The 24,816-nt window shown below is 68.8% G+C and carries 24 protein-coding genes and 2 pseudogenes; 14 read left to right on the top strand and 12 right to left on the bottom strand.

Features of this window, described 5'->3' with window-relative positions; all coding sequences use genetic code 11:
• The first annotated feature begins 94 nt into the window (after positions 1–94).
• Together MKK58_RS18115 and MKK58_RS18110 are read left to right on the top strand one after the other, a co-directional pair.
• Positions 95–364: a hypothetical protein gene (locus tag MKK58_RS18115; RefSeq protein WP_243913537.1), complete on the top strand. Its 270-nt coding sequence runs from the start codon at positions 95–97 to the stop codon at positions 362–364.
• Positions 365–426: 62 nt separating this feature from the next.
• Entirely contained in the window at positions 427–1,065 is a 639-nt protein-coding gene (locus MKK58_RS18110) for a DNA-3-methyladenine glycosylase family protein (RefSeq protein ID WP_243913536.1), read from the top strand.
• A gap of 25 nt (positions 1,066–1,090) precedes the next feature.
• On the opposite strand, the gene MKK58_RS18105 is transcribed toward MKK58_RS18110, so the two are convergent.
• Together MKK58_RS18105 and MKK58_RS18100 are read right to left on the bottom strand one after the other, a co-directional pair.
• Positions 1,091–2,449 (bottom strand): sigma-54-dependent transcriptional regulator, encoded by a 1,359-nt coding sequence (locus MKK58_RS18105; RefSeq protein WP_243913535.1) that lies wholly within the window; start codon positions 2,447–2,449, stop codon positions 1,091–1,093.
• The gene (locus MKK58_RS18100; protein WP_243913533.1) at positions 2,446–4,344 is read right to left on the bottom strand and encodes an ATP-binding protein; all 1,899 of its coding nucleotides are present in this window, start codon (positions 4,342–4,344) and stop codon (positions 2,446–2,448) included. The genes MKK58_RS18105 and MKK58_RS18100 overlap by 4 nt, the downstream gene beginning before the upstream one ends.
• A gap of 361 nt (positions 4,345–4,705) precedes the next feature.
• Here MKK58_RS18100 and MKK58_RS18095 point away from each other — a divergent pair, with 361 nt between their 5' ends.
• The 3 genes from MKK58_RS18095 to MKK58_RS18085 all read left to right on the top strand — a co-directional run bounded on the left by MKK58_RS18095 (position 4,706) and on the right by MKK58_RS18085 (position 8,993).
• Positions 4,706–6,055, top strand: a complete 1,350-nt coding sequence (locus tag MKK58_RS18095; RefSeq protein WP_243913531.1) for a dicarboxylate/amino acid:cation symporter — start codon at positions 4,706–4,708, stop codon at positions 6,053–6,055.
• Positions 6,056–6,289: 234 nt separating this feature from the next.
• Positions 6,290–7,315, top strand: coding sequence for a catalase family peroxidase (locus MKK58_RS18090; protein ID WP_243913529.1), 1,026 nt, complete (start codon positions 6,290–6,292; stop codon positions 7,313–7,315).
• Between the two features lie 232 nt (positions 7,316–7,547).
• Complete coding sequence (locus MKK58_RS18085) at positions 7,548–8,993, top strand: phospholipase D-like domain-containing protein (protein WP_243913527.1); 1,446 nt, start codon at positions 7,548–7,550, stop codon at positions 8,991–8,993.
• On the opposite strand, the gene MKK58_RS18080 is transcribed toward MKK58_RS18085, so the two are convergent.
• On the bottom strand, positions 8,911–9,720 hold the full coding sequence (locus tag MKK58_RS18080) for an endonuclease/exonuclease/phosphatase family protein (RefSeq protein ID WP_243913525.1): 810 nt from the start codon (positions 9,718–9,720) through the stop codon (positions 8,911–8,913). The genes MKK58_RS18085 and MKK58_RS18080 overlap by 83 nt on opposite strands.
• 61 nt (positions 9,721–9,781) lie before the next feature.
• A complete protein-coding gene (locus MKK58_RS18075; RefSeq protein WP_243913523.1) occupies positions 9,782–10,708 on the bottom strand; it encodes a histone deacetylase family protein in 927 nt (308 codons plus the stop codon).
• Positions 10,709–10,901: 193 nt separating this feature from the next.
• Here MKK58_RS18075 and MKK58_RS18070 point away from each other — a divergent pair, with 193 nt between their 5' ends.
• Positions 10,902–11,324: a hypothetical protein gene (locus MKK58_RS18070; protein ID WP_243913520.1), complete on the top strand. Its 423-nt coding sequence runs from the start codon at positions 10,902–10,904 to the stop codon at positions 11,322–11,324.
• A 259-nt stretch (positions 11,325–11,583) separates the two neighbouring features.
• Positions 11,584–12,432 carry a DUF4336 domain-containing protein gene (locus MKK58_RS18065; RefSeq protein ID WP_243913518.1) on the top strand — a complete coding sequence of 283 codons (849 nt, stop codon included), beginning with the start codon at positions 11,584–11,586 and terminating at the stop codon, positions 12,430–12,432.
• A 15-nt stretch (positions 12,433–12,447) separates the two neighbouring features.
• On the opposite strand, the gene MKK58_RS18060 is transcribed toward MKK58_RS18065, so the two are convergent.
• Positions 12,448–12,675 (bottom strand): hypothetical protein, encoded by a 228-nt coding sequence (locus MKK58_RS18060; protein WP_243913517.1) that lies wholly within the window; start codon positions 12,673–12,675, stop codon positions 12,448–12,450.
• Positions 12,676–12,995: 320 nt separating this feature from the next.
• Here MKK58_RS18060 and MKK58_RS18055 point away from each other — a divergent pair, with 320 nt between their 5' ends.
• Complete coding sequence (locus MKK58_RS18055) at positions 12,996–13,247, top strand: hypothetical protein (RefSeq protein WP_243913515.1); 252 nt, start codon at positions 12,996–12,998, stop codon at positions 13,245–13,247.
• A 337-nt stretch (positions 13,248–13,584) separates the two neighbouring features.
• Here MKK58_RS18055 and MKK58_RS18050 read toward each other — a convergent pair.
• From MKK58_RS18050 to MKK58_RS18030, 5 genes and pseudogenes are all read right to left on the bottom strand, one after another.
• A pseudogene (locus MKK58_RS18050) lies at positions 13,585–13,811 on the bottom strand (hypothetical protein).
• 164 nt (positions 13,812–13,975) lie between these two features.
• Positions 13,976–14,152 carry a hypothetical protein gene (locus MKK58_RS18045; RefSeq protein ID WP_243913513.1) on the bottom strand — a complete coding sequence of 59 codons (177 nt, stop codon included), beginning with the start codon at positions 14,150–14,152 and terminating at the stop codon, positions 13,976–13,978.
• Positions 14,153–14,857: 705 nt separating this feature from the next.
• Positions 14,858–16,561 (bottom strand): DUF927 domain-containing protein, encoded by a 1,704-nt coding sequence (locus MKK58_RS18040; RefSeq protein WP_243913511.1) that lies wholly within the window; start codon positions 16,559–16,561, stop codon positions 14,858–14,860.
• Between the two features lie 249 nt (positions 16,562–16,810).
• Positions 16,811–17,650: a hypothetical protein gene (locus MKK58_RS18035; protein ID WP_243913509.1), complete on the bottom strand. Its 840-nt coding sequence runs from the start codon at positions 17,648–17,650 to the stop codon at positions 16,811–16,813.
• Between the two features lie 223 nt (positions 17,651–17,873).
• Positions 17,874–18,698, bottom strand: a complete 825-nt coding sequence (locus MKK58_RS18030; RefSeq protein WP_243913507.1) for a hypothetical protein — start codon at positions 18,696–18,698, stop codon at positions 17,874–17,876.
• 247 nt (positions 18,699–18,945) lie between these two features.
• Between MKK58_RS18030 and MKK58_RS18025 the strand changes: the two genes are divergently transcribed.
• A complete protein-coding gene (locus MKK58_RS18025; protein WP_243913505.1) occupies positions 18,946–19,260 on the top strand; it encodes a hypothetical protein in 315 nt (104 codons plus the stop codon).
• Between the two features lie 179 nt (positions 19,261–19,439).
• A complete protein-coding gene (locus MKK58_RS18020; RefSeq protein ID WP_243913503.1) occupies positions 19,440–19,631 on the top strand; it encodes a hypothetical protein in 192 nt (63 codons plus the stop codon).
• Between the two features lie 41 nt (positions 19,632–19,672).
• Here MKK58_RS18020 and MKK58_RS18015 read toward each other — a convergent pair.
• Positions 19,673–20,734: pseudogene (locus MKK58_RS18015) on the bottom strand (IS1380 family transposase); the annotation flags it as partial.
• A gap of 16 nt (positions 20,735–20,750) precedes the next feature.
• On the opposite strand from MKK58_RS18015, the gene MKK58_RS18010 reads away from it, so the two are divergent.
• Positions 20,751–21,335 (top strand): NAD-binding protein, encoded by a 585-nt coding sequence (locus tag MKK58_RS18010; protein ID WP_243913501.1) that lies wholly within the window; start codon positions 20,751–20,753, stop codon positions 21,333–21,335.
• Between the two features lie 458 nt (positions 21,336–21,793).
• Here MKK58_RS18010 and MKK58_RS18005 read toward each other — a convergent pair whose 3' ends face one another.
• Positions 21,794–22,684 carry a LysR family transcriptional regulator gene (locus MKK58_RS18005; protein ID WP_243913499.1) on the bottom strand — a complete coding sequence of 297 codons (891 nt, stop codon included), beginning with the start codon at positions 22,682–22,684 and terminating at the stop codon, positions 21,794–21,796.
• 124 nt (positions 22,685–22,808) lie between these two features.
• On the opposite strand from MKK58_RS18005, the gene MKK58_RS18000 reads away from it, so the two are divergent.
• From MKK58_RS18000 to MKK58_RS17990, 3 genes are all read left to right on the top strand, one after another.
• The gene (locus tag MKK58_RS18000) at positions 22,809–23,207 is read left to right on the top strand and encodes a DoxX family protein (RefSeq protein WP_243913497.1); all 399 of its coding nucleotides are present in this window, start codon (positions 22,809–22,811) and stop codon (positions 23,205–23,207) included.
• 111 nt (positions 23,208–23,318) lie between these two features.
• Positions 23,319–24,365, top strand: coding sequence for an LLM class flavin-dependent oxidoreductase (locus MKK58_RS17995; RefSeq protein WP_243913495.1), 1,047 nt, complete (start codon positions 23,319–23,321; stop codon positions 24,363–24,365).
• 67 nt (positions 24,366–24,432) lie between these two features.
• Complete coding sequence (locus tag MKK58_RS17990; protein ID WP_243913493.1) at positions 24,433–24,813, top strand: glutathione S-transferase N-terminal domain-containing protein; 381 nt, start codon at positions 24,433–24,435, stop codon at positions 24,811–24,813.
• The last annotated feature ends 3 nt before the right edge of the window (positions 24,814–24,816 follow it).

Raw genomic sequence — 24,816 nt, 5'->3', positions numbered from 1 at the left:
ATCCGCGATGGGACCTTTCCGGCGCTCGGCCGTTGACCCGGCATGCCTGCCCGGCCTGCCGGGCGTGATTTCACGAGATAAAGGAAGTCATTTCATGAAAAACATCATCATCGCCGCCGCCCTCATCCTCACCCCCGTCGCCCTCTCGGGCACCGCCCAGGCGCAGGGCACCCTGCGTGGCGCCGAGCGTGGCGCCGAGGACGGCAACCGCGCCGCCGGCCCTGTGGGCGGCATCGTCGGCGGTGCCGTGGGTGCGGCGACCGGCACGGTCGGCGGTGTCCTCGGCGTCGATCCGGACCGTCGCGAGGACCGCATGGAGCGCCGCGAGGAGCGCATGGAGCGTCGCGAGCGCCGCGACCGCTAAGGCGGACCCGACGCCCGGCCCCACGGGGCCGGGCACCCGCTCGGCATGCGCGGGGCGACACCGTGCACGATCCTGACCACTCGCATTACCACGTTCTGGCCATCGCGGCGCGCGTTTCCCCGCCCCTGGCCGAAGCCATCGCGGCGGTCGGTCCCCTGACGATCGAGCCCCCGATCCACATCGAGGTCGCCGCGCGCCTCTGTGTCGAGGTCGTGAACCAGCAACTTTCCATCCGCGCCGCCAACGCGATCTGGGCCCGGATCGAGGGTGCTGCCGCCGGACGTGGGCTTGTGCCGCGCGACCTCTTCGTTCCCGAACACACGGATCGCTTACGGGCCTGTGGCCTCTCGGGCAACAAGGTCCGGGCGCTCCAGGCCATCCGCGCGGCCGAGGCGGCGGGACATCTCGATGACGGCCTCGCCACGATGTCCCATGCCGAGCGCTCCGCCATCCTGTGCCGGATTAAGGGTGTCGGGCCCTGGACCGCCGACATGATCGGCATCTTCCATTACGGCGACCCCGATATCTGGCCGGTGGGCGACGTCGCCGCGGTCGGGTCCCTGCGCCGGCTGACGGGCTGCGACGACACCACGACGTTCGCCGCCGCCTTCGCGCCCCACCGCTCCCGGCTGGCGCGCTACGCTTGGCGAATAAAAGACCTGAAGATCGGGCTGTCCGTACCCGGCCCGGCGGCGGCCTGAGCGCTGCCACGACACCGACCTTGGATCAGCGGTAATCCGTCGGCGTCAGGCCGTGGCGGGCGATCTTGTCGTAGAGGGTCTTGCGCGGGGTGCCGAGGGATTCGGCGGCGAGCCGCACGTCGCCGGCGGCCACGATGAGCTCCTCCCGGATCAGCCCGCGCTCGAAGCGGTCGACCTGCTCGGCGAGCGTTCCAGCGGCCACGGGGTCCGGCGCCGAGAAGTCCGACTGCCCGAGCCCGAGGGCGTAGCGTTCGGCGAAGTGGCCGAGTTCGCGCACGTTGCCCGGCCAGTCGTGCCGGCGCAGGTGGTCCATGGCGTGCGCGCTCACCGCCGGGACCTCGCGCTTGAAGCGCGCCGAGGCGCGGCGCAGGAACTCCTGGAACAGCAGCATCACGTCCTCGCGCCGGTCGCGCAGGGGCGGGATGGCGATCGTGATCACGTTGAGCCGGTGGTAGAGGTCGTCCCGGAAGGTGCCCTGCGCCGCCGCCTGGCCGAGATCCACCTTGGTGGCCGCCACCACGCGCATGTCGATGGGCAGGATGTCGTTGCTCCCCAGCGGCTCCACCACCCGCTCCTGGAGCACGCGCAGGATCTTCACCTGGAGGCCGAGCGGCATGCTCTCGATCTCGTCGAGGAACAGCGTACCGCCCTGCGCGTGCTCGATGCGGCCGACGCGCCGCTTCAGGGCCCCCGTGAAGGCGCCGGCCTCGTGGCCGAACAATTCGCTCTCCACCACGCTGTCGGGCAGCGCGCCGCAATTCATCGCCACGAAGTTGCGCTTCGCCCGCCGGCTCCAGCGGTGGAGGGCGCTCGCCACCACCTCCTTGCCCGAGCCGGTCTCGCCGAAGACGAGGACGTCGACATCGGCCTGGGCCACCTCGCGCACGAGCTTGCGCAGGCGCACGATCTCGGGGGAGACGCCGAGGAAGGCCGGGTCCTCCTCCAGAGCCGCGTCGAGGCGGGCGCGCAGGCGGCGGTTCTCCAGAACGAGGCGGCGCCGGTCGAGGGCGCGCCGGGCCGAGGCGAGCAGGGCCTCGGCCGGGTAGGGCTTAGCCAGGAAGTCGTAGGCACCGTCGCGCATCGCCGCCACCGCCATGCGGATGTCGCCGTGGCCGGTGATCAGGATCACGGGCAGTTCCGGGTCGATGGCCCGCAGGCGCGCGAACAGGGCGTTCCCGTCGAGGTCTGGCAGGCGCACGTCGGTGATCACGAGGCCGGGCGGATCGGCCAGGATCGCCGTCAGGGCGGGTGCGGCGGCCCCGAAGGTCTCAACCCGGTAGCCGTCGAGTTCCAGGCTCTGCCGGTTGGCCCGGCACACCTCCGCCTCGTCGTCGATGAAGACGACCCGTTCGGCCGAGGACGGCCCTGCCCCTGTCTCGCTCACGTCGCTTCCTCCACCGGCGCAGCCGCCGGTCCGCCCGTCTCGGCGGCCCCTTGTGCCGGGGCCTTCGCCAGATCCATGCGGAAGATCGTGCCCCCCGCCGGATCGTCCAGGGCGGTGAGGCTTCCGCCGCAATCCTCGACGATTCCGCGGGCGATGGCGAGTCCGAGGCCGAGCCCGTCCGACTTGGTGGTGAAGAAGGCGTCGAACACCTGCGCCCGCACCGCCTCGGGCATGCCGGGCCCGTTGTCGTGGACCTCCACGGCGATGCGGCCGGGCTCGGCCTCGCGCATCCGCAGGCCGACCCGCGCCCCGGGGCGGCCCGCCACGGCATCGAGGGCGTTCTGGAGCAGGTTCACCACCACCTGCTCCAGGCGCGGCCCGTCGCCCAGCACCGCCAGGTCGGGGGCGCCGGGCTCCACGGCGAGGCGCAGACCGGCGGACGCGGCCCGCGCCTCCACCAGTTCCAGGCTGTTGCGCAGGATCCCGGCCAGCGCCACGGGCTCGCGCTTGGCCGAGGCGCGCCGGGCGAAGCCCTTGAGCTGGCGCGTGAGCCCGCCGATGCGGTCGGTGAGCCGGCCGATGGCGACGGCGTTCTCCGCCGCCTCTTCGCCCCGGCCGCGCCGGACCAGGATGGCGGCGTTGTCGGCGTAGGAGCGGATGGCGGCCAGCGGCTGGTTGATCTCGTGGGCCATGCTGGCGGCGAACTGGCCCAAAGCCGCGAGGCGCCCGGCTTGAGCGAGTTCGCGGCCGAGGCGCTCGCGCTCGGCCTCCGCCCGCTGGCGCTCCTCGATCTCGAGGCGCAGGAGCCGGTTGGCGTCGGTGAGTTCCAGGGTCCGCTCCCGCACCCGGGCCTCCAGGGCGTCCCGCTGCGCGGAGGCCCGCACGAGGCGTTCGCGGTTGCGCCGGCCGCGGCCCGCCAGCGCGCCGAGGCCGAGGCAGGCGAGGCCCGTGAGGAGGCCGGCGATGATCCAGGCCTGGACCCGCTCGCGCTCCACCGTGCCGCCGAGGGGCGTCAGGGTGTGGAGCCGCCAGCCGGTGCCGGGGATCGGCGCGTCGAGGCGCAGGACCACGCGGGCGGGCTGCGCGCCCCGGCCCGCCCGCGCCAATTCCTCGCTGCCCGGGACGGGATGGAGCGGCACGGGCCCGAGGGGCGCGTCGCCGAAATCCAGCGCCTCGCGGATGCGGCGGCGCTCGGCGTCGCCGATCTGCCGGAGGGTGGTGAAGCGCCAGGCCGGGTCGCTCGCCACGAGGACGATGCCGCGCGCATCGGTGACGAAGACCGCGTCCTCGGCCGCGCGCCAGCCCGCCTCGACGGCGTCGAATTCGATCTTGACCACGACCACGCCGCCGGCGGCGCCGATGCGGCGGGACAGGTAGAGGCCGGCGCGCCCGCTCACGGTGCCGAGGGCGAATTGCGAGCCCGCCCCGTCCCGCATGGCTTCCCGGAAGTAGGGCCGGAACGCGTAGTCGCGGCCGAGGAAGCTGCCCGGAGATTCCGCGTTGCTCGCCGCCACGGTGATCCCATCTGGGCGGATCACGTAGATCACGGCCGAGCCCGTGGCGTTGGCCACCTCGGCGAGGCGCCGGTTCACGCGGGCGACGAGACCGGCGTCGGACGTACCCTGCGCCGCCGCGGCGATCTCGGGGTCGGCCGCCAGCGCCAGCGGCAGGGAGGTCTGCTTCTGCATCTCGGCGCCGAGCGCCCCGACCTGGAGGGCGAGGGCCGCCTGCGCGGTGCGCTGGAGGTCCTCCATGGCCCAGCGCGCGGCGACCCGTCCGGCCGCCCAGGCCGCGAGCAGGATTGCGGCGAGGCTCGCCAGGAAGAACAGGCTCTGCCGGTCGGGCACATGCGCCCGCACACGGCGCAGCGCATCGGATGGGGCCAGCGGCCTCATGCGCCGCAAGCCGCTGCGAATTCCCGGACGGATTTCCGGCCCCACGTCCGGAATTTCGCCAAGCGGGTTCGGGAGAGTGCCGGCATCACGGAAAAAACCATTCTGTTTTCAGGTATTTAAGAAAAAGTTTCACGGGTTCCCGGGCTGGCACGCCGGTTGCCATTCCGAGAGGGTATCGCAGCCCTGCACGCTTTGCAGAGCTGTTTGCCGGAGGGCTCGGCCTCCCGTCATCGCGACCCGCCGGGGCGCGACCGGGACGGCCCGGACCCCGAGGCGCCAAGACCAAGAGCTGACGGAGACGGGGCCATGCCCCGGCGCCGAACCGCCGACCCTTCGAGACACCCACCGGGAGAACGCCCACATGGCTGCCGTACCACTGCCCCTCACCGCTCCGCACGCCCCGCCGAAGCCCAAGCCGATCTACCGGACCCTGTATTTCCAGGTGATCGTCGCGGTGATCATCGGCATCACGCTCGGCCACTTCTATCCCCAGGTCGGCGCGGACATGAAGCCGCTCGGCGACGCCTTCATCAAGCTCGTCAAGATGATCATCGCGCCGGTGATCTTCCTCACCGTGGTCTCCGGCATCGCCGGCATGACCAACCTCGAGAAGGTCGGCCGCGTCGGCGGCAAGGCGCTGATCTACTTCATCACCTTCTCGACGCTCGCGCTGATCGTCGGCCTGATCGTGGCCAACCTCGTCCAGCCGGGCGCGGGCATGCACATCGATCCGAAGTCCCTCGATCCGAAGTCGATCGCGATGTACGCCGACAAGGCGAAGACGCAGACGATCACCGACTTCCTCATGAACATCATCCCCTCCACGGCGGTGGGTGCGTTCTCGGGCGGCGAGATCCTTCAGGTGCTGTTCTTCTCCGTGCTGTTCGGCTTCGGCCTCGCCTTCCTGGGCGATCGCGGCAAGCCGGTCCTCGACTTCATCAAGATCCTGTCGGAGGCGGTCTTCGGCGTCGTCCACATCATCATGAAGGTCGCCCCCATCGGCGCCTTCGGCGCCATGGCCTTCACCATCGGCAAGTACGGCATCGCCTCGCTCGCCAACCTCGCCTACCTCGTCGGCGCCTTCTACCTGACCTCCGCCATCTTCGTGCTCGGCGTGCTGGGTCTCGTCGCCCGCTACAACGGCTTCTCGATCATCAAGCTCATCCGCTACATCAAGGAAGAGCTGCTCCTCGTGCTCGGCACCTCCTCCTCCGAGTCGGCCCTGCCTTCGCTTCTCGAGAAGATGGAACGCGCCGGCTGCTCCAAGCCCGTGGTCGGCCTCGTGGTCCCCACCGGCTACTCGTTCAACCTCGACGGCACCAACATCTACATGACGATGGCGGCGCTCTTCATCGCCCAGGCCACGGACACCCCCCTAAGCTACGGCGAGCAGGCCCTCCTCCTCCTCGTGGCGATGCTCTCCTCGAAGGGTGCGGCTGGCGTCACCGGCTCCGGCTTCATCACCCTGGCGGCGACGCTGGCGGTGGTCCCCTCGGTGCCGGTCGTCGGCATGGCGCTGATCCTCGGCGTGGACCGCTTCATGTCCGAGTGCCGCGCGCTCACCAACTTCATCGGCAACGCGGTGGCCTGCATCGTGGTCGCCCGCTGGGAAGGCGAGGTCGACATGGCCAAGCTCGACGCGGCCCTCGGCGGCAACCCGATGCCCCTGGATTCGGATCTCCCGGCTCCGGCCCTGCAGCCGGCGGTCTGAGACGAAACACCGGGGTCGGCCCGCAGGGGCCGGTCCCGACCCAAGACCACGAACCCGCACGGGCAGGAGGAGCACCAAGCTCCGTCGCCCGGGCGGGTTTTTCGTTTCGCTTCACGGGTTTGTGAGAGGGCCGCCCGTCGCGGCGCGCCTTGAAGCCTTTCCAAACTGCGCGCCAGACCGCAGCGTGCCGGCCCGATGCTCATCCGCCCGCCCCGATTCGGAGTCCGCCCCGACATGTCGATCCGCCTGATTCCGCTCGCCGCCTCCCTGTCGCTCCTCGCGGGCCTTGGCGCTGCCTCCGCCCAGAATGCCCCCGCGCCGACCGGCGCCCAGGAGGTCGACACCCAGGCCATCGTTGACGCCCTGTTCAAGGCCGGCGGCAACCAGGCGAACGTGCGCGGCAGCGGCGCCAAGGGCGTCTGCGTGAAGGGCACCTTCACCCCCTCGGCCGAGGCGCCGGGCCTCTCCAAGGCTCCGCACTTCGCCAAGGCCAACGCCGAGAAGCCCCTGCCGATGACGGCCCGATTCTCCATGGGCGGCAGCAACCCGAAGGTCTCCGACAAGGCCAAGCCGGTGACGCGCGGCTTCTCCATGCGCATCGCGGACCCGGCCGGCGACATGGTGTTCGTGTTCATCTCCGCGCCGGTCTTCGGCACGAAGACCCCGCAGCAGCTCCTCGACTTCGCCACCGTGCGCGCGCCCGGTCCGGACGGGAAGCCGGACGCGGAGAAGATCAAGGCGTTCGGGGCGGCCAACCCCGAGACAACCCGGCAGGCGGCCTGGCTCAACGCGCGGCCCGTGCCGGCGAGCTATGCGGGCGTCGATTACTGGGGCGTACACGCCTACACGCTGACCGACGCCAAGGGCACCGCGACGGTGGCCAAGCTCAAGACCGTGGCGGCGGCGGGCCAGCTCGGCCTCAGCGACGACGAGGTCAAGGCCAAGCCGGACGCCTTCTACGCCGACGAGCTGAAGGAGCGCCTCGCGCAGGGACCGGCGCGCTTCGACCTCGCGGCCATCCTCGGGGAGGCCGGCGACCCGACCAACGATCCGACGGTGCTCTGGCCCGAGGAGAGCCGCAAGTCGGTCAAGCTCGGCACCCTGGCGATCACCGCCCTGGAGCTCGCCGCCACCTGCGACGGCGCCACCTTCGATCCTGTCGTCGACCTGCCCGCCGGGGTCGCGGGCCCGACCGACGACCCGATGTTCGCGATCCGCTCGCCGGCCTACGCGATCTCGCTCTCGCGCCGCACGAACTGAGGATTCCGGAGCGGCGTTGAGGGTTCGTTAACCCTGAACGCCGCATGGTCGGATCAGGCCGGACCGCGAAGGCGGACCGGACGGGGCCACGGTGCCCGGATGCCAGGTGACGCCGGATGTACGCGCACCTGAGCCTCCGGCCGCCGCGGCCCTTTTCGCGTTGCCGATCCGCATTGGCGCTTCCGTCTGCGTTGACGTATCCCCCGGCGACCTTGCGGGATCGGACACGGCGTTGGAACAGGCATTGCTGTCATGGCTCGGCGGGCTGGCGTCGATCCGGACCGAGATCCTCTGGCTCGTCGGCGCCGGGCTGTCCGGGCTCCTGACGATCCACATCCTGCTGCGCAAGCGCGAGGTCGGGGCGGCGATCGGCTGGATCGGCCTCGTCTGGCTCTCGCCCCTGTTCGGGAGCGCGCTCTACGCCTTTTTCGGCATCAACCGGGTCACGCGCCGGGCGCAGAAGCTGCGCATCAAGCCGTCCCAGCCGAACCCGGCGGACGGGGACCGGGCCCCCGCCGGCCCCGCCCTGCCGGCGCGCTTCCGGCCCCTCGACCATGCGGTCCGGCGCATCACCGCCCTGCCCCTGCAGGCCGGCAACTGCATCGAGCCCCTGCGCAACGGCGACGCCGTCTATCCGGCGATGCTGGAGGCGATCGCGGGCGCGACCCGCTCCGTCGCCCTGTCGAGCTACATCTTCCGCAAGGACGGGATCGGGCGCGACTTCCTCGACGCCCTGCAGGCGGCGCAAGGAAGGGGCGTCGCGGTGCGCGTCCTCGTGGACGGCGTCGGCAGCGGCTATTTCATCGACGCGATCTACCGGGGCCTGCGCCGCCGGGGCCTGCCCTCGGGCCGCTTCATGCACACCGTCCTGCCCTGGCGGATGCCGTTCCTGAATCTCCGCACCCACAAGAAGCTGCTCATCGTCGACGGGACGCTGGCGTTTACCGGCGGCATCAACATCGCGGACGAGAACCGGGTGGCCCTGAACCCGCCCGAGCCCGTGCGCGACGTGCATTTCCGGATCCGGGGACCGGTGGTGGCCCAGCTCACGGCGGCCTTCGCCGCCGACTGGGCCTTCGTGATGGACGAGGAGATCGAGGGGCCGGACTGGTTTCCGGCCCTCGAACCGCAGGGCGGGACGCAGGCGCGCGTGGTCACCTCCGGACCGGACGCGGACCTGCGCAAGATCGAGCTCGTGGTGCTGGAGGCGATTTCCTGCGCGGAGCGCAGCATCCGCCTGATGACGCCCTACTTCCTGCCGAGCGAGGTGCTGGTGAGCGCGCTCTCCCTCGCCGCCCTGCGGGGCATCACCGTCGACGTCATCATCCCGATGGCGAGCGACCACGCGGTGGTGGACTGGGCGACGCGGGCACACGTGGACCCGCTGCTGGCCAGCGACGTGCGGATCTGGCTCGACGATCCGCCCTTCGACCACGCCAAGCTCCTCGTGGTCGACGATGCCTGGTGCTTCATCGGCAGCGCCAACTGGGACACGCGCAGCTTCCGCCTGAACTTCGAACTCAACGTCGAGGTCTACGACACGGACCTCGCCGGGCGCCTCGATGCCTTCATGCGGGAGAAGATGACCCTGCGCCTCACCCGCGAGACGCTAGCGCAGCGCGGGCTCCCCGTCCGGCTGCGCGACGCAGGCGTCCGATTACTGCTGCCATACCTCTAGCCTCGCCCTCAGCCAGCCGGCCGGCCGCCGCGCGCTGGACGGCCTCCTGGGTCGGGGCGAGGTGGACGATGATCGGCCGGTGGTCGGACGCCCCGCGCGGCAACACGCTGCGCCCGTGGCAGGCCAGGCCCCGCACGAGGCAGCGGTCGAGCCGCAGGGGCACCACCCGCGCCATGGCGTGGGTGGGCAGGCGCGGCCCGACATCGTGGAAGCCGGGCAGAAGGGGCGGCCCGACGAGGTTGTAGTCGCCGATCACGGCGGCGCGCTCCGGCAGGCTCTGCTCGATGCAGCGCAATTGCCGCCGGTTGAGCACCTGCCCGTGCGAGAGATGCACGTTGGCCACACCGAACGCGCCGAGATCGATGACTTGGGCGACCCGGTCGAACAGGGTGCCGGCCGGCAGCGCGATCGCCTTCGGGGGGACGGCGAAGGGCGTCGGGCTCCAGACGGCGAGGCCGTGGATGCGCCCCGGCATCTGCGCCCAGGCATAGTGACCCCCGACCTTGGTCGTGAGCGCCTCGATGTCCCGGGTGGCCTCCTGCATCAGGACGAGATCGGGCCGCTCGCGCTCGATCAGCGCGGCGATGCCGGCGACGTTGGCCCCGACCTGTCGCAGCAGGTTCCAGCTCACGATCTTGGCGATGCCCGGCCTGTCCTGACCGGGTCGCCCCTGCGAGGTCTGGAGGGCACGGGCGGTCAGGCGCGCGAGGCGGCGATCGTTCAGCATCGGCCCATAGGTGGGTCAGCGGCGCGCCACGGAAAGCCCGACGGCGCGGCTTTGCAGGGCCTCACGCCTCCATCAGGGCCGCCACGTGCGCGGCGGTGGATTCGCCCAGGCCCCGCAGATCGTAGCCGCCCTCCAGCACCGAGACGATGCGCCCGTCGCAAGCCTGATCGGCGATTGCCATGACCTGCCGGGTCGCCCAGGCGAAATCCTCCGCCTCCAGCATCAGGTTGGCGAGCGGATCGCGCCAATGCGCGTCGAAGCCGGCCGAGATGACGATGAGGTCCGGCCGAAAATCGCGGAGCCGGGGCAGGACGCGGGCCTCGAACGCTTCGCGAAAGCGCTCCCCGTCGGCGCCGGGCTTGAGGGGCGCGTTGACGATGGTGTCGTGCTCGCCCGCCTCCGAGACCGCGCCGGTGCCCGGATAGAGCGGCATCTGGTGGGTCGAGCAGAACAACACGGACGGGTCGTCCCAGAAGATGTCCTGGCTGCCGTTGCCGTGGTGCACGTCCCAGTCGACGATGGCGACGCGCTCGGCCCCGTGGACCACCCGCGCGTGCCGGGCCGCGATGGCGGCGTTGTTGAACAGGCAGAAGCCCATGGCGCGGGTGCGCTCGGCATGGTGGCCGGGCGGGCGCATGGCCGAGAAGACGTTGCGGGCCTCGCGGGCCATCACGGCATCCACCCCCGCCACGACGGCGCCGACGCCGCGCAGCACGCAGTCGATGGTGCCGGGCGACAGCACGGTGTCGGAATCCACGTGAACCAGCCCCTCGGCCGGGGCCGCCTTCACCATCGCCCGCACCCATTCCTCGGGATGCGCGAGGGCCACGGTCTCCAGGCTGGCGGGCTCGGGCGAACGCCGGTCGAGAACCGCGAAGGCCTCCGGCGCCAGGGCGTCCTGGACCGCCTGCATGCGCTCCGGCCGCTCCGGATGCCCAAGCGGGGTGCGATGCGCGCGGGCGGCCTCGTGGCTGAACAGGATGGTCATGGGGCGCTCCAGGGGCCTCGTCTCACGCTGGTATACCAGATCGCCGAAGTCCGGCTAGGGGCTTGGGAATCCGGCTCGGGGCTCGGCTCGTCGCGCATCACGAGATTTCCGGCCTCGCGGCCACGAGGACCGGCTTGAGGGCCGAACCGATCTCCCGGATTCTCGGGGCCTCGCCCGTGCAGGAGACCCCGTGATGTCCGGCAGCCCAACGTGGAACTCGTGGTTCAGCTTTCCGTTCTTCGCACCCCTCAGCGGTGCCGTGAACCAGGACATCGAGACCGGCCCCTACCAGGGCGTTCCCGAGATCGAGATCGCGATCATCCGGGAGGTCGGCAGCTTCGGCAAACAGCTCGGGATCATCTCGGAAGCCGTCCGGGATCTCGCCGTGAAGATGGGCGAACTCCCGCCCGAGCCCGCCGAGCCTTCGGCCGACGCGGCGGACACCGCGCGCGCGATGACCCCGCTGGAGAGTCTCGACGATCTGATCCAGCGCGTGAAGCGGGTGAAGGACACCTACGCGGCGGCGGTGGAGCGCGACGCGACCCAGGCCCTGGAACGGCTCCACCGGGTCGATCGGGACGCCGCGCGGAAGCTGACCGCGCGCTTCCGGCCGTGAGCGCCGCCGGCCGTTCCGGACGGGGCGTCCGTGATCGTCGATCCGGTGGCGGCTCGGCGCTTCTGGGTGTCGGCGGCGGAATGACGTTCGCCTTCTCGAACCATCGGGGGGAGACACGACCCCGCACCATCGCCGGATGGTCGGTTCGGGCGGCGCATCCCCTCGCGGCGGCTGCAGTCTCAGGGAAGCCCGCGACACCTCGGGGACCCTCGGCCCCGTCGGCGGCGTTCCCGTCCGCGCGGACAGGAGACGGCACGGTGTGACCCACGACATCAGCTATCCGCCCCTGAACACGCCGAAGCCGGTGGCCAAGGGCGTCTGGATCGTCGACGCCGCGCCGGTCCATGCGGGCGGCCTGGAGCTGCCGATCCGCATGACGGTGCTGCGGCTGGCGGGGGGCGAACTGCTCCTGCACTCGCCGGTTCCGCACGATCCGGGTCTGCAGCGGGCCCTGGAAGGGCTCGGCCGTATCGGCCACCTCGTCGCCCCGAGCATCGGCCACTGGATGTTCCTGGCGGGCTGGCAGGCCGCCTGCCCGAACGCGATCACCTGGGCAGTGCCGGGCCTCGAGGACCGGCGGCCGGTGCGCCGCGCCGGTATCCGGATCGACGGGGAACTCGGGGACCGGCCACCGCGCGCCTGGGGTGGCGCGATCGATACGGTGCTGGTGGCGGGCCCGGTGTTCCGGGAAGTCTGCCTCTTCCATCGCCCCAGCGGCACGCTGGTGCTGACCGACCTCGTCGTGAACCTGGAGGCCGACCTGCTTCCGCTCGGCCCGCGCGCCCTGGCCCGCCTCCTCGGGATCGTCGCGCCGGACGGGCGGGCGCCGCTCTACCTTCGGCTGCTCCTGAGCCTGAGCCGGGCCGAGGCCGCACGGGCCGCGCAGCGTCTGATCGATTTCGCGCCCGACCGGGTCCTCTTCGCGCACGGCCAATGGTTCGCCCGCGACGCCACCAACAAATTGCGCCGCGCCCTGGCATGGCTCCTCGCGCCGGAGAGCGGTGCGGAACGGCTTATCGGGCCGCGCCGGTCCGGCCTCGCCCCCTGGCTCGCGGGGGCGGCGCTGGCGGCCATGGTCGCGGCCATCGCGTATGCCCGCCGCCGCTGACGCGGCCGAACCGCCTTACTGGCCCTGGGGCTGCCCGCCACCCTGAGATTGCGCATCCTTCTTGTTGGCCCGGCTGTGGCCGACCGCGCATCCGGCGGCAGCCCCCATCTTGCCGTGGCCGGCCATCTTTCCGGCGACCCCGCCGACGACCGCACCCTTGATGCAGCCCTTGGCCTCGGCGGTCGTGACGGTGGCGAGAAGCCCGAGGGCGAGACTGGCGGTGAGTGCGAGCGTGGTCTTCATGGCATGATCCTCGACGGGTGACGTGAAGGGCCAACCAGGGGCGGGTGCGGCGTGTTCCTGCCGGACCGCAGGCGAACGACCGGAGGGCGAGACTTCGCGTCGAGCCTTCCTTGCCACGGGCCTCGGGATCGCGCGCCCCTCCGAGATCGGGCCGCCTGGACCATCCGTACCGCCACCTTGGTGCCGCGCCAGGCGCTCGGCGTCGACGCGCAGCGGGAGGACAGCCACCCTGTCGCACATCGCGGGGGGATCAACGGTACGGCCGGAATGGTATGGTTCGCCGAAACGCTCGCATGGGCACAGCACGAAAGGCCCCGCGGATGAGGAACGGCGCCCGCGACTTCCAACTCATTCCCATGGTGCAGGCCGTGCTCGACACCCTCCGGGAGAGCATCGCGTCGGAGGAGGCGGCCGCGACGGAACTCGCCGAGCTCGCGCACGTGACGCACGACGCTCGGAGCGGGATGATCGACGCGATCCGCAGCACCGGGCGCAGGCACGCCGTCAGAGCGCTCGAACTTCGTGGCAAGCGGGCAGCGCTCCTAGCGGAGTATGGTCTGGAGCCGGATTGACGATCGACGCTGCGCCGCCTGCCACCTGCGGGCGTAGCGTTTCGCCACGGCGGAAAGGAAGCCCCCGGCGGCGTCGCCCGTGACCCCGCCTCACTCGGTGCCGCACGAGCGGCGCCCGGACAACACCCTGCAGCGCCTCGGTGCGCGGTCGCTCCGAGCGGCGATGAAGGGCGACACGACACACCTCGGCGCGGGTGGAGTGCCATCACGCGGCACGTATCGTGGTGCGGGGGCCTGCTACGGCCCAACGCGCTGGCACGGATCCAGAAAACCCACGGGCTTGGCTTGCGCGGTTCGGGGGGCGAGCCAGCCCGACGCAGCGAAGGAAAGCTGGCCCCTATGGTGCGGTGAGACGGTGCGCCGACTCGGCGTCGCTCCTGTCGGGCGCGAAGTGACCGAAGCAATCGCCGGTGGCCACCACCGGCCACAGACCCTTCGACCCGGGAGCGGGCTGTGTCACCAGCGGGTTGAGGCGCCAAAGGCCCTCGTCCCCAAACGCCTGAGCGCCGTTCACCTTGTGCCGTCGAAGACCGTGCGGCGCTCGCAATGCGCATGACCCGTCATGGGGAAGGCTCAGGTCGCGGCGGTCGCCGAAGCCGCCTCCCGTTGAGAATGGAGATCAGTTCCAATTCTCTTCACGGACGGTCGGTGGCGGCGGCGGTTCCGTCATGCCCTGGAACCGCGCCGACACCGGATCGGGTGCGGTTCGCAAGCACCTGACGAAATCGTCAGTGCTCGGTCCCCGGCATGTTCGGTCTCGGGGTGCCGCCGTGGTCCTTGATGATGTTCGAACGCTGCGGGTCGTTCTTCAGATCGGCGACCTGCTTGCGGGCACCGAGGGCGAGGAAGGCGATGCCTCCCAGCGTTCCCAGCGCCAGGAACAGAAGTGGATAGCCAGCACTCATCTCTCTCACTCCGTTTGCCCCGATCGGGACGATGGGGCGTCTCTGCATAATGCTGCCGGGCGCATGGCGGTTGCGCAGTAAATTTCCGGATCGCGCCGAGCCTCGGCCTCCCCGCGCCATCACGCCGGACGCTGGCGGAGATCATCAGGGTCCACGCCCGATCGATTCCGCTCCGGATCGGTCGGGTCGCTCCCTGTGCCGGGCTGAAGCTCTCGATGAGGCAGGCCGAGAAAGCGCAAGCAGGCACGCTACGCCTCCCGACGCCGCGAAGGCGCGGCTCAACGCCCTGTTCGGAGGTCGGTGGAAGCCGCGAAAGCGCCGTCCACACACGGATGGCGAACCGGGCCCGGCTGGTGGCGCCTGAGCCCAAAATAAATCCCGCACCGGAGACCCGAGTGCGGGATGAAACCCGAAAAACGATTTGATTTCTGAAGACTAGAAATCAAGTGGTGCCCAGGAAAGGATTGTGCGCTTTCCAAACGAAGTGCTGCAAAATCAGATACTTCCACCGCCGTATCATGCTTCGTTTGTACCACCCCTCCGTACCATCGGAAAGACTCTTCTGCTGATGGGGCGGCTTCGTTCTCCCGGGCTCCTCACAGCCGATGATAAAAGCCTCATTCTATGGTGATGCCGCCCCCATCCTGTTCGCACGCGGGCGGCGGCCTTCCTGATCGAGGCGGGGTTGCCCCGCCTCGGAGGAACTCAGCTGATGACGATGGCGTCTTCGGTAGCAGCCCGTCCGCGGCCAGCCGCTTCGAGGAAGGCCGCGAGCGCGCCCGCCTTCATCACTAGGCAGCGCGGCTTGGTAACGATGCAGCCGTTGTCGCGGTTGATAAGCCGCACATGGAGCTGCTTGCCCCGGCGCGCGCCGTGCCCAGCCTCAATCACGCCGGCTTCCTCCAGTGCCCCGATCAGCGCCGCCGGCTCGGTAGTCTTGCCGAGAATCGCGCCCAGGCACTCCTGGCGGATGGCCACGTAATCGCCCTCCGCGCGGCCGAAGCGGAAGCCCGCCACACGCGCATCGTTGAGGACGAGTTCGCGCGCCGCGCCGATGTCCGGGAACACCGCGGGGTCGTCGAGCGCGGTGCGAAGCGCGACCAGCGCCTCGACCGGGCAGCCCTCCTGTAGGGCCGCCAGAGCCCGGCGGTAGAGACGGGTGACTACGTGCTGGGGTAGGCTCGCCGGCCAGGGCAGGAAACCGGTGTCGACGGCGATGGTGCCGGTGGCGTAGATCAGCCCGAACTTTGCCGCGATGCGGGCCTCGTAGACGTTGGCCGGCTGCACGGTCGCCACGAACGCTTCGATCAGCCCGTTGACCCGCTCGCGGTTGGACCAGACGTGGTCGAGCCAGCGCCCCATCACCTTGCCGTGGTGGCGCTTCATGCCCGCTTCCAGCCGCTTGACGAGGTCGACCGCGTAGTCCGACCCCGTGCCCTTCGGCCGGTCGACGATACCGCCCTCCTCGCGGGTTGGGACGGGGATGGTGATGAAGCGGGCCGCCTCCTGCTCGTCCCAGGACAGGCCGGCGATCCGCGCTATCTCCGCCCCGGACCGGTTGCCGTTGCTGAGAATTGGCGAGCGGATGCGCAGGTCCGGTAGGCTCGCCTTGACCGCGGCCGCGTACTTCTTGGCTCCGCCCTCCACGAGGCCGTGCGTGATCCCCGGGAGGATCTCGCTGACGTCCTTGAGCTTGGCCTTCTCGGCCGCGTTGAAGATCGCGACGCGGTCGCAGCGCGCCGCGGTCGTCTCGGCGAAGCTGCGGTCGCTCTGGCGCCAGTCCGCGTGGCTGCCGGGCGGGCCGTCGAGGGTGGCGGCGACGCGCGCGGTCGTGGTTTTGCCGGTCGTGGATTCGCCCGCGAAGTGGAACGCGACTCCTTCTGGGAGGTCGGCCCAAGCCAAGATCGGGCCGGCGAGCGCCACGAGCAGCGCGAATGCGAGGTAGCTCGACTCCGCGCACAGGGCGGCCACGGTGTGCAACCAGCCCCCGAAGGTACCCGCCGCCAGAAGTACGCTTGGCGCGGTCGTGCCCATCCAGACATAACGGTTCCAGCCGCGCCCGCGGCGCAGCCCGGGGCCGATATAGGCCTCGCGCTCCTTCCAGCCGCCGTGCTCGACCGCCGTCGCCGCCTCGCCAGGGGCGGCGGCGATGAGCGCAGCGACCTGATCCTTCGCGATGTCCGGGTCGCGAGAGAGGTGTTCCGAGACGCCGGCGATGGCCTTGGCGATTTGGCCGAGGGAATTCGTCTGACTGATCGTCAGGGTCGTCGTGCGGCTGCGGCCGAGGTCGACGGTCACGAGGAAGTGCAGGGTGTGGTCATTCTCCTTGCGGATGCGGACGATGCGGATCGGCGCGTCGGGAGTGCGAGCAATAGCGCGCCGCGCGAGGCGGGCGACCTTGATGGTCACGCCCGTGCCCTCGTTCGCATGAGAGGTGTGAGCCCGGCGAGACAGGTCCGTTTCACCGCCTCGCCGTCTCACGCGGTCGGAGCAGCTAGTCGGGGCCGGGGAAGGTTTGGGGTGACGCTTGTGGGTTGGCATGGAGCGTTCCTTTGCAGCTTTAGCTGTTTTGAGTGTTTTCTCGGTCTAGTTTGAGGAAATTCTAGCTAGAAACACGTGTTCATGGCGGTTTATGACGAGTACTCGTGAGTTCATTGCTCATTGAGCCACCCCCACCAGGTGCCCATTGAGACGCTTGCAACCGAACAGGAACACGCGTTCCCCGATGCTCAGCTCGTAGAGCCAACGGTCGAACCGGCGCTGATCAGCAGCATCGAGCGGCTTGTGGTTGCGCGCTTGGCGACCGTTCTTGGCGATGTAGGCGATGCGCTGCTCGGCGAAACGCTTTAGCGCGTAGGCTTGCTGGCGCGCCGTGTTGCTCACTTCCTCGACGACAAGGGGTTTCGCGTAGGGCGGCAGGATGTAACGAGCTCCAACGGCCAAGGCCGCATGGAGCTCGTGTCGCGTAGCGCCCGTGACGATCAGGTGCACCTGCCCGGCCCAGGTCTTCGTTCCCGCCAAATCGCGATTGAGACAGACTTCGAAGGCCCCGACCGCCATCGGGTGAGTCTCGATGTGGGCGGCCAGACGCGTGAACCGTCGCTTGACGAGTTGCTTGACGGCCGGGATCGAAATTGCTTCCGGCCCCTCTTCGTAGGGTACTTCCCAGAGGGGGTGGACAAGGGTGAGGGCAAGCAAAGGGCCCGTTTGGCCGCGCAGGAGTTCGTCAGCCTGCGGGATAAGCATGGCGCGCAGGTTGCGCTGACCGTGATGGCAGCCGTCGCGGCAGCGATTACGGAGGCCGCAAACGTCCGCCGTACAGCTCATGAGGCCACGGGTCAGACGGCCAGGCGCCCCTGCGCGCTGGAAGGCGCGCACCATGCGCTGCTGCCGCTTGTGGCACGCCTCCTCCGTCTCGAAATCAGGGAGACCGAGCGCATCCATGAGCTCGTGCTCACGGTCTCGCTGGTAGGTGTCGGGGGGCTTGGGAGGGGGCATGGACGGCCTCGCTGATGCTGCGTGGCCGTTTCATTTACCGGGTCCGTCTCGGGGTAATAGCGAGGGTAGAAAACTTTCCGCCGCGATTACCCGTTCTGATTTATGTCATTGTATCAACTCGCTTTTTCAGAAATCAATGCAAGAAGTAATTGATGCAGGGAGAAGTGAGGCATTGTAGAATCGGCCGCGAGCTTTGCGTATCCGTCTCACCGGCCTCACGTTCTCACGCAGTCAACGATTTTCCGAAGAGCGTTGCGAGCTGTGCAGCCAAATCCGACCTATGCTGAGTGAACAGTTCCTTCTGAGTCTTCGTCCGGCGACCGGCCTTGGACCTGCGCTCTTCCCACACAAACTTTTTGAACTGCCGCTCGGACACCTCCTTGCCGTGCTCCCTCGCCGCCTCGACGATTAAATCGAACGCTTCGTCGCGCGTGATGCCATAGTCGAGCTTGCGTTTGTGATCACCGATGGTCTCGCCCGCGCGCCGCAGCATTGCCTCGCTCGCGGTCTTCGCGTGCTCCTTCCCGCGCCCCTTCATCCAGCGGCCGAAATCAGCTTGGTCAATCACTACGTCGGCGAGCAGATCGGGCATTCCCGGTTCCCGGATTACCGTGCGGCCAGTGAAGAAGATCGGCCCTGCCTGCTTCAGCCAGACGCCTGGCGCGAGGATGGGTGTCAGCGCCCCGGTGGCGTGATGCACTGCTTGCGCTGTAAGCCTGCCGGTCTCGAACGCCTCGCGCATCGTCGTGCGCACCTCTTTGAACAACTGCGTGCAGGCCTGCCGTTCGGCTTTCGTCAGCGCGAGCTCGACCGGGATGCGCCGCAGCCGGGCTCGCGTTCCCATCAGCCGCAGTTCATGGCGGACGTATCGCTGGTCTTTGCTGACCCACCGGAAAGGCATCTCCGACCAGCCCGGCAGACAGCCCCACTCGGCCGCATAGTCCTGCCGGCCGAGCGCGTTGAGCGCATCCTCCAATCGCAGGTAGTCGACGTGCGTTTTGACCGGGCTTCCGGACAAGCGCAGCGGAACGAAGGCGTCATTGGCCATAGCGTGTTGGCTCCCCTCTCACGACGGGTCTGAGGCTGGGACTGCCTCGTCCACGATTCCGCGCAACCGGTCTAGTTCGTAAGCCGGTGCCAGTCCGTCTGATCGGGTAGCGTAATCGAGACGCTGAAACGCGGCCTGCGCCTATTCTAGCGCGAGGCTGGTGATACCTGATTCCGGGTCGTTCGGACACATCCGCGCGGGCGACAACTGTCATGCTCACATGACACAACATGATCACGGAGCAAAAATGAACATTTTTCACCAAAAGCTCGATGCGAACAAGTATCGCGTGACGATCACCAGCGGGGAGCCGATCCTCGTGAGCTACCAAGATCTGGTCGAAATGGCGTACGAACTCAGCATGACGCCGGATAGCATCGCCTTCTGCCTGCGCAATGACAATTGCCCGACGCCGATCAACCATAGCGACGGTATCGACGGGGCGCTCGAGGACGGCATCTGGGTCTACGACCGCCTGATCGCGTTCTTCGACTGGATGGCGAACCGGTCCGCGTACGCCCCGATGCTGACAGGCGCGAAGGCCAAAGTTCTCGGCGAATAACTCTTCGAGCCAATCTTGCGAGGGGCCGGGGCTGAAGCCTCGGCTCTTCGAATGCTTCTAACATCTGGATCAGAGATAGATCAATCCTGATGCTCCAGTACGATAGTGGACACTGATAAAATGCTATGGCGTGCTATATCTTGAGCCAATCGAGGGCGGCTGCGAGGTAGAGGACGCTCATGAAGCTGGCAGGGGTCTTCTCGTATCGCGTGTCGGTGTCGGGCGTGGCCCTGCTGATCGAGCCCGAGACTGACGCACTAACCCGTTTTATTCACCGGGGCTTGGCTGACGACGTGTTTTGGTCTGACGTCGAGCGGGATCGCGCGTCCACTGTGACGCGTATGGATTCGGATCGTTGCATCGGTGTTTGAGGGATGGGAGCGGGTTCGTCGGGGCGTCACGGTCCCGCCGTTCAAGTCGGCGCCGGGGCGAGCACGGTCGCGAGGTGGCGCAGCAGGTCGGCCTCGGGGCAGGCGGCGGCGAAGGCGAGGCGGACGCGGGCAGCGGTCTCGCGAATGCGGGCGCCGAGCTTGAGCAGGCGCAGCCGGATCGTCGTGAACTCGGCCCTGGCGAGGCGATGGCTGGCCGGGATGGCGTCTCGCACGGTGAGCATCAGCCAGTAGGCTGCGGTGTGCAGGACGAGCCGCATCTGGTTGGCGGCCGGATGCCGGCAGGAGGTGCGGTCGGAGGCGAGCTGGCCCTTGTGCAGCTTGATCAGGTTCTCGGCCTGGCCGCGGGCGCAGTAGAGTTCGGCGTAGAGCCATGCCGGCGTGCCGGTCGCGATGTTCGTGACCACGTAGCGGATGTCGAGGCCGAGGCGGGTGGCCTCGATGTGGGCGGCGACACGGCGCGTCTGCCGCCAGGACTTGGCGGCGTGGGTGGTCTCGGCAAAGCCGCGCACCGCATCCTTGTCACCGATGGCCCGCACCACCCGGATGTGATCGGCGGTCGGCTCGACCTTGGCGGCGAGCGCCTTGGTACCGTTCAGGCCGAAGACATAGCTGACGCTGTTGTCCTCGCACCAGTCCATCGCCTCGGGGCGCCCGTAGTGGCCGTCGCCACGGATGGTGATCGCGGTCGTCGGCCAGTGACGGCGGATCGCCCGGACGAGCCGGTGCAGCCGGCCCCGGACCTCGCGGCCCGAGGGCGTCTTACCCGGCCACAGGATCATCGCGACGGGACCGCTGGTGGCGGTGTCGTAGACGTGGATCGGCAGAAAGCAGCGCGCGTCGTGGTGGGCGTTGAACAGCGACAGTTGCTGCTGGCCGTGCACCACGTCGCAGGTGTCGTCGACGTCCAAGGTGACCGCGGCGGGCGGTACGACGTAGCTGGCACAGTACACGTCGACCAGCACCCGCCCGAGCTGGATAAGGTCGCGCAGGCCGGGGGTGTTCTCCATCCGCGAGACGGTCGGCTGGCTCATCAGGTCCGCACCGCTCTCGGGCAGCCGCCCGCAGGCGAGCTTGAAGGCGGGCCGTGCGTCCACCATCGTGCTGATTTACCTGTCGGGCATCTTCCTGCTCACCCAGGCCGGGGGCGCCTTCTTCGAATTCAGGATCCTGCGGCGCGAGCGCAAGCGGCGCGGCGAGTGGAGGTGGTTTATGCGCGACCACATTGTTTTCGTGAACGCCCCCGCCGATGAGCCCGGCGACTACCTCCGGCGCTTGCTCGATCAGTTGCACCGCTCGCACGCCAACTTCGCCAACGTGCCGTCGCTAAATCTGACGGAAGCCTTCCCGGATGGGCTGCCGCCGGACCTGGAGGACGATCCGCTTATCGTGCAGCTCAAAGGCCGCTTCGATGACCCGGCGGCGCTGGAGGCAGCTGGTGTCGATGGTGCCCGGGTGCTCGTTATCCTAGCCGAACAGGAGGGCGAGCGTCTCTCCGACAGTCGAACCTTCGACATCATCCATCGCTTGCGCGAGCGCGGCATCACCGCCCGCATCGTGGCCGAGTGCGTGGACGATATGAACCGTGAGCGCCTGAAGCGTGCAGGTGCATCGGCTATCGTGCGCCCGCTGCGGGGCTACCCTGAGATAATCGTTCGCGCCATCGTTGCGCCCGGCAACAAGTAGATCATCGAGCGTCTGTTTTCCAGCGAGGGGGACGAGTGCCTCCGCTTCGATGTCACAGTCCGGGGTCTGATCTGGTCGAAGATCGTAACCGCCATTCTGGAAGCGAACTTCGGCACGCCAGTTGGCTATGCCGATGCGCAAGGGCAGCCCCACAGCAATCCTCCGCCCCATACGGCGGTCTCGGCTGAGGCGCTCTTCGTCCTCGTCGACGAAACGCAGAAGCCGACGGTGGCCGCCCTGCAGCAACTTATCGATGGCTTGCCTGCCGTTCGGATCGGGTGAACCCGAGCCTCATCGGACTGGGACATGGGTTTCTCCTTCCATTCGGAAGGTACGTTTCCCGAGTCCGCTCGGCAGGCCAACGATTTTTGACGGGCCGTCTCATCCGCGAGACGCACGACGAGTTAAGCCGTGCCCTCAGCCAGATCGACCCACGGACCGGGACGGAGTGCACTTGTTCACGGTGAGGCCAGCTTTGCGATCAGCCATCGGCCCGCCGGGCCCGGCGGGCGCTCGATGGGGTAGACGGCCCACATCGGCAGGAACAGGCCGCCCTTGGGCAGGGCGGCGATGTCCAGCCGTACGAGTTGGCCGCTGGCCAGATCATCCTTGACGACGTCGAGGGGCATCCCGCCCCAACCGAGCCCCGAGCGTAGGAAGGCGTGCTTGGCCCCGAGATCGGCCAACCGCCAGGTCTTCGGCGAGAACACGCCGAACTCGCGCCCCTTGGTCAGGTCGCTCCGGTCGGTCAGAACCAACTGGACATGCTCGGCCAGGTCGGACGTCGGGATCGTCCCGATTCGGCGGACGAGCGGATGCGCGGGCGAGGCAACCATCACCAACTCGATTTGGCACAACGCCTCGCGCGCGAGCTCGGGGGGCAGCAGGGGCGTGGCGCCAGCGACCGCGAAGGCGCAGCGTCCGTCGAGAACCGGCGCGATCACCGCACCGAGGGTCTCGACCTGGATGCGCAAGGGGGTCGTGGGGAAGGCCGGTTGGAATGCGACCACGGCAGCCGTCAGCACCTGGATAGGGAACAGGACGTCGAGGACGATGCTCACCTCCGGCTCCAGGCCACCGGCGAGGTCCCTGGCGTGCGACTTGAAGGTCTCGGCGGCCGCCACGGTCGCACGGGCATGGGCCAGCAACACGCCGCCGGCCTCGGTCAGGACCGGATAGCGGTTGGAGCGGTCGAACAGCTTGATGCCGGACTGAGCCTCAAGATTGGCCATCGATTGGCTGACGAGGGACTGCGCTCGCCCGAGCTTGCGCCCGGCCGCCGAGAAGCTGCCGGTGTCGACGGCGGCGACGAAGGTCCGCAACTGGTCGAGGGTGAGCTGATCGAGCATCCATCTGTCCAGATGATGGGACGCATCGAAAGATAGAGGCTTCGAGGGGGGATGGAAGGGCATTAGGTCTGGGTTCACAGCCAAGCCGCATCCGCGGTCGGCCGCCTAAAGCCGGATGCCCATCATGTCCCAGACCCTCACGGCCTCGACCGCCCCGTCGCGTAAACTCAACATCGTCGCCTGGTCGCTGCAGGTGCTGCTCGCCCTGGTGTTCCTCGCCGCCGGAGGCGCCAAGCTCGCCGGGGTGCCGATGATGGTGCAGGTCTACGACCTCATCGGCGTCGGTCAGTGGTTCCGCATCGTCACCGGCCTCGTGGAGGTCGCCGGCGCCGTCGCGCTGCTGATCCCAGGATACGCCGCCTTCGCCGCGCTCTGGCTTGCCTGCACCATGGCGGGCGCCATCCTGGCCCATCTCACAGTCCTGCCCACGCCCGCCGCTCCGGCCGCGGTGCTTCTCGCCCTGACGGCGACCTTGGCCTGGCTGCGCCGGGATCAGATCCTCGCGGTTCTCGGTCGCCCCTGAGCCCTTGCCGGCTGGGAGGTCGCGGCCAGCCCGCCTCGGCCTCCCTCGTCCAAGGACGAACAACCCAACACGTCCCCTTGGTCCCGCGTTACGCACCACAGGTCATCCGCCATGGAAATCGGTATCGACAGCTTCGCCGTCACGCTTCCCGATCCGAAGACGGGCCGCACTGTCACGGCGACGGAACGGATGGAGCGGCTGCTCGACGAGGTCGAGGTCGCCGACCGCGCCGGGCTCGACGTTTTCGGCATTGGCGAGCACCATCGGGCGGAATTCCTCGATTCCGCGCCCGCCATCATCCTTGCGGCTGCGGCGGCCCGCACCAGTCGCATCCGCCTGACCAGTGCCGTCACGGTGCTCAGCGCCGCCGATCCGGTCCGCGTCTTCCAAGAGTTCGCCACCCTCGACCTGATCGCCAAGGGGCGGGCCGAGATCGTGGTCGGGCGCGGTTCCTTCGGCGAGGCCTACCCGCTCTTCGGTTTCGCCCCCGAAGATTACGATGCGCTGTTCGTCGAGAAGCTCGACCTGCTCCTGTCGCTGCGCGACCGGACCCACGTCACCTGGCGCGGCCGTTTCCGCCCGCCGCTGACCGGCCAGGGTGTCTACCCGCGCCCGCACCAGGACAAGCTCCCGGTCTGGATCGGCGTCGGCGGAACCCCGACCTCCTTCGCCCGTGCGGGCACCCTTGGCTTGCCCCTCATGGTCGCCATTATCGGCGGTAGCTTCCAGCGCTTCCGTCCCTTAGTCGACCTCTACCGCGAGGCCGGACGTCAGGCTGGCCATGACCCGGAGACCCTGAAGGTGGGCGTGCACGCGGTCGGTTTCGTCGCCGATACGGACCGGGATGCCCAGGAGGCGTTCTTTCCGGGGTGGGCGCAATTGTTTGGGAAGATCGGGGCGGAACGGGGCTGGCCGAGCACGGGAATGCGCGAGCAGTTCGAGGCGATGTGCAGTCCCTACGGCGCCTACCTCATCGGCTCCCCGAAAACGGTCGCGGCGAAGACGCTTGCAGCCAGCGAAGCGTTGGGAGGCATCTCCCGCCTGACATTCCAAATGAGTTCGGCGATGCAGGAGCCCGACGCCATGCGGCGGTCGATCACGTTGCTAGGCACCGAGGTGATCCCGCGGGTCAAGGCGCAACTCGTGCAGACGGCGTGACCGACATCACCCGCCCGGCCGATGACCGCCGGAGAGACCAATCGACCAATCCGAAAGACGTACGACCATGACCGATGCCACGTTCAAGCCGACGATCTACCTCAAGGCCGGTTGCCCGTTCTGCCTGAAGGTCCGCCTTTTCCTGCTCGAAGCTGGCCAACTCGATCAGGCCTGTCTGCGGGAGTTCGTGCCCGGCGACGATGAGGAGACCACAATCCGCGAGCTGCTCGCGCCCGCCGTCGAGACGGTCACCTTCCCGACGGCCGAACTCACGCCTGGCCGGTTCACGACCGAGTCCGACGCCATCGTCGCCCATTTCGCCAATCTGGCCGGCGTCGATCCCGACGTCCTTCCGACCTACCGGTCCTATCTCGACGGGGTCTACAAGGGCATGCAATCGCTCTTCCGAGAGAACCTGCAACTCAAGAAACAGGCAGAATCGGCCTGATAC

Source organism: Methylobacterium sp. J-078, assembly GCF_022829285.1.
In the GTDB taxonomy this organism is placed as follows: domain Bacteria; phylum Pseudomonadota; class Alphaproteobacteria; order Rhizobiales; family Beijerinckiaceae; genus Methylobacterium.
Note: the sequence above shows the minus strand (reverse complement) of the source record. Positions and strands in the feature narration are given on the sequence as shown.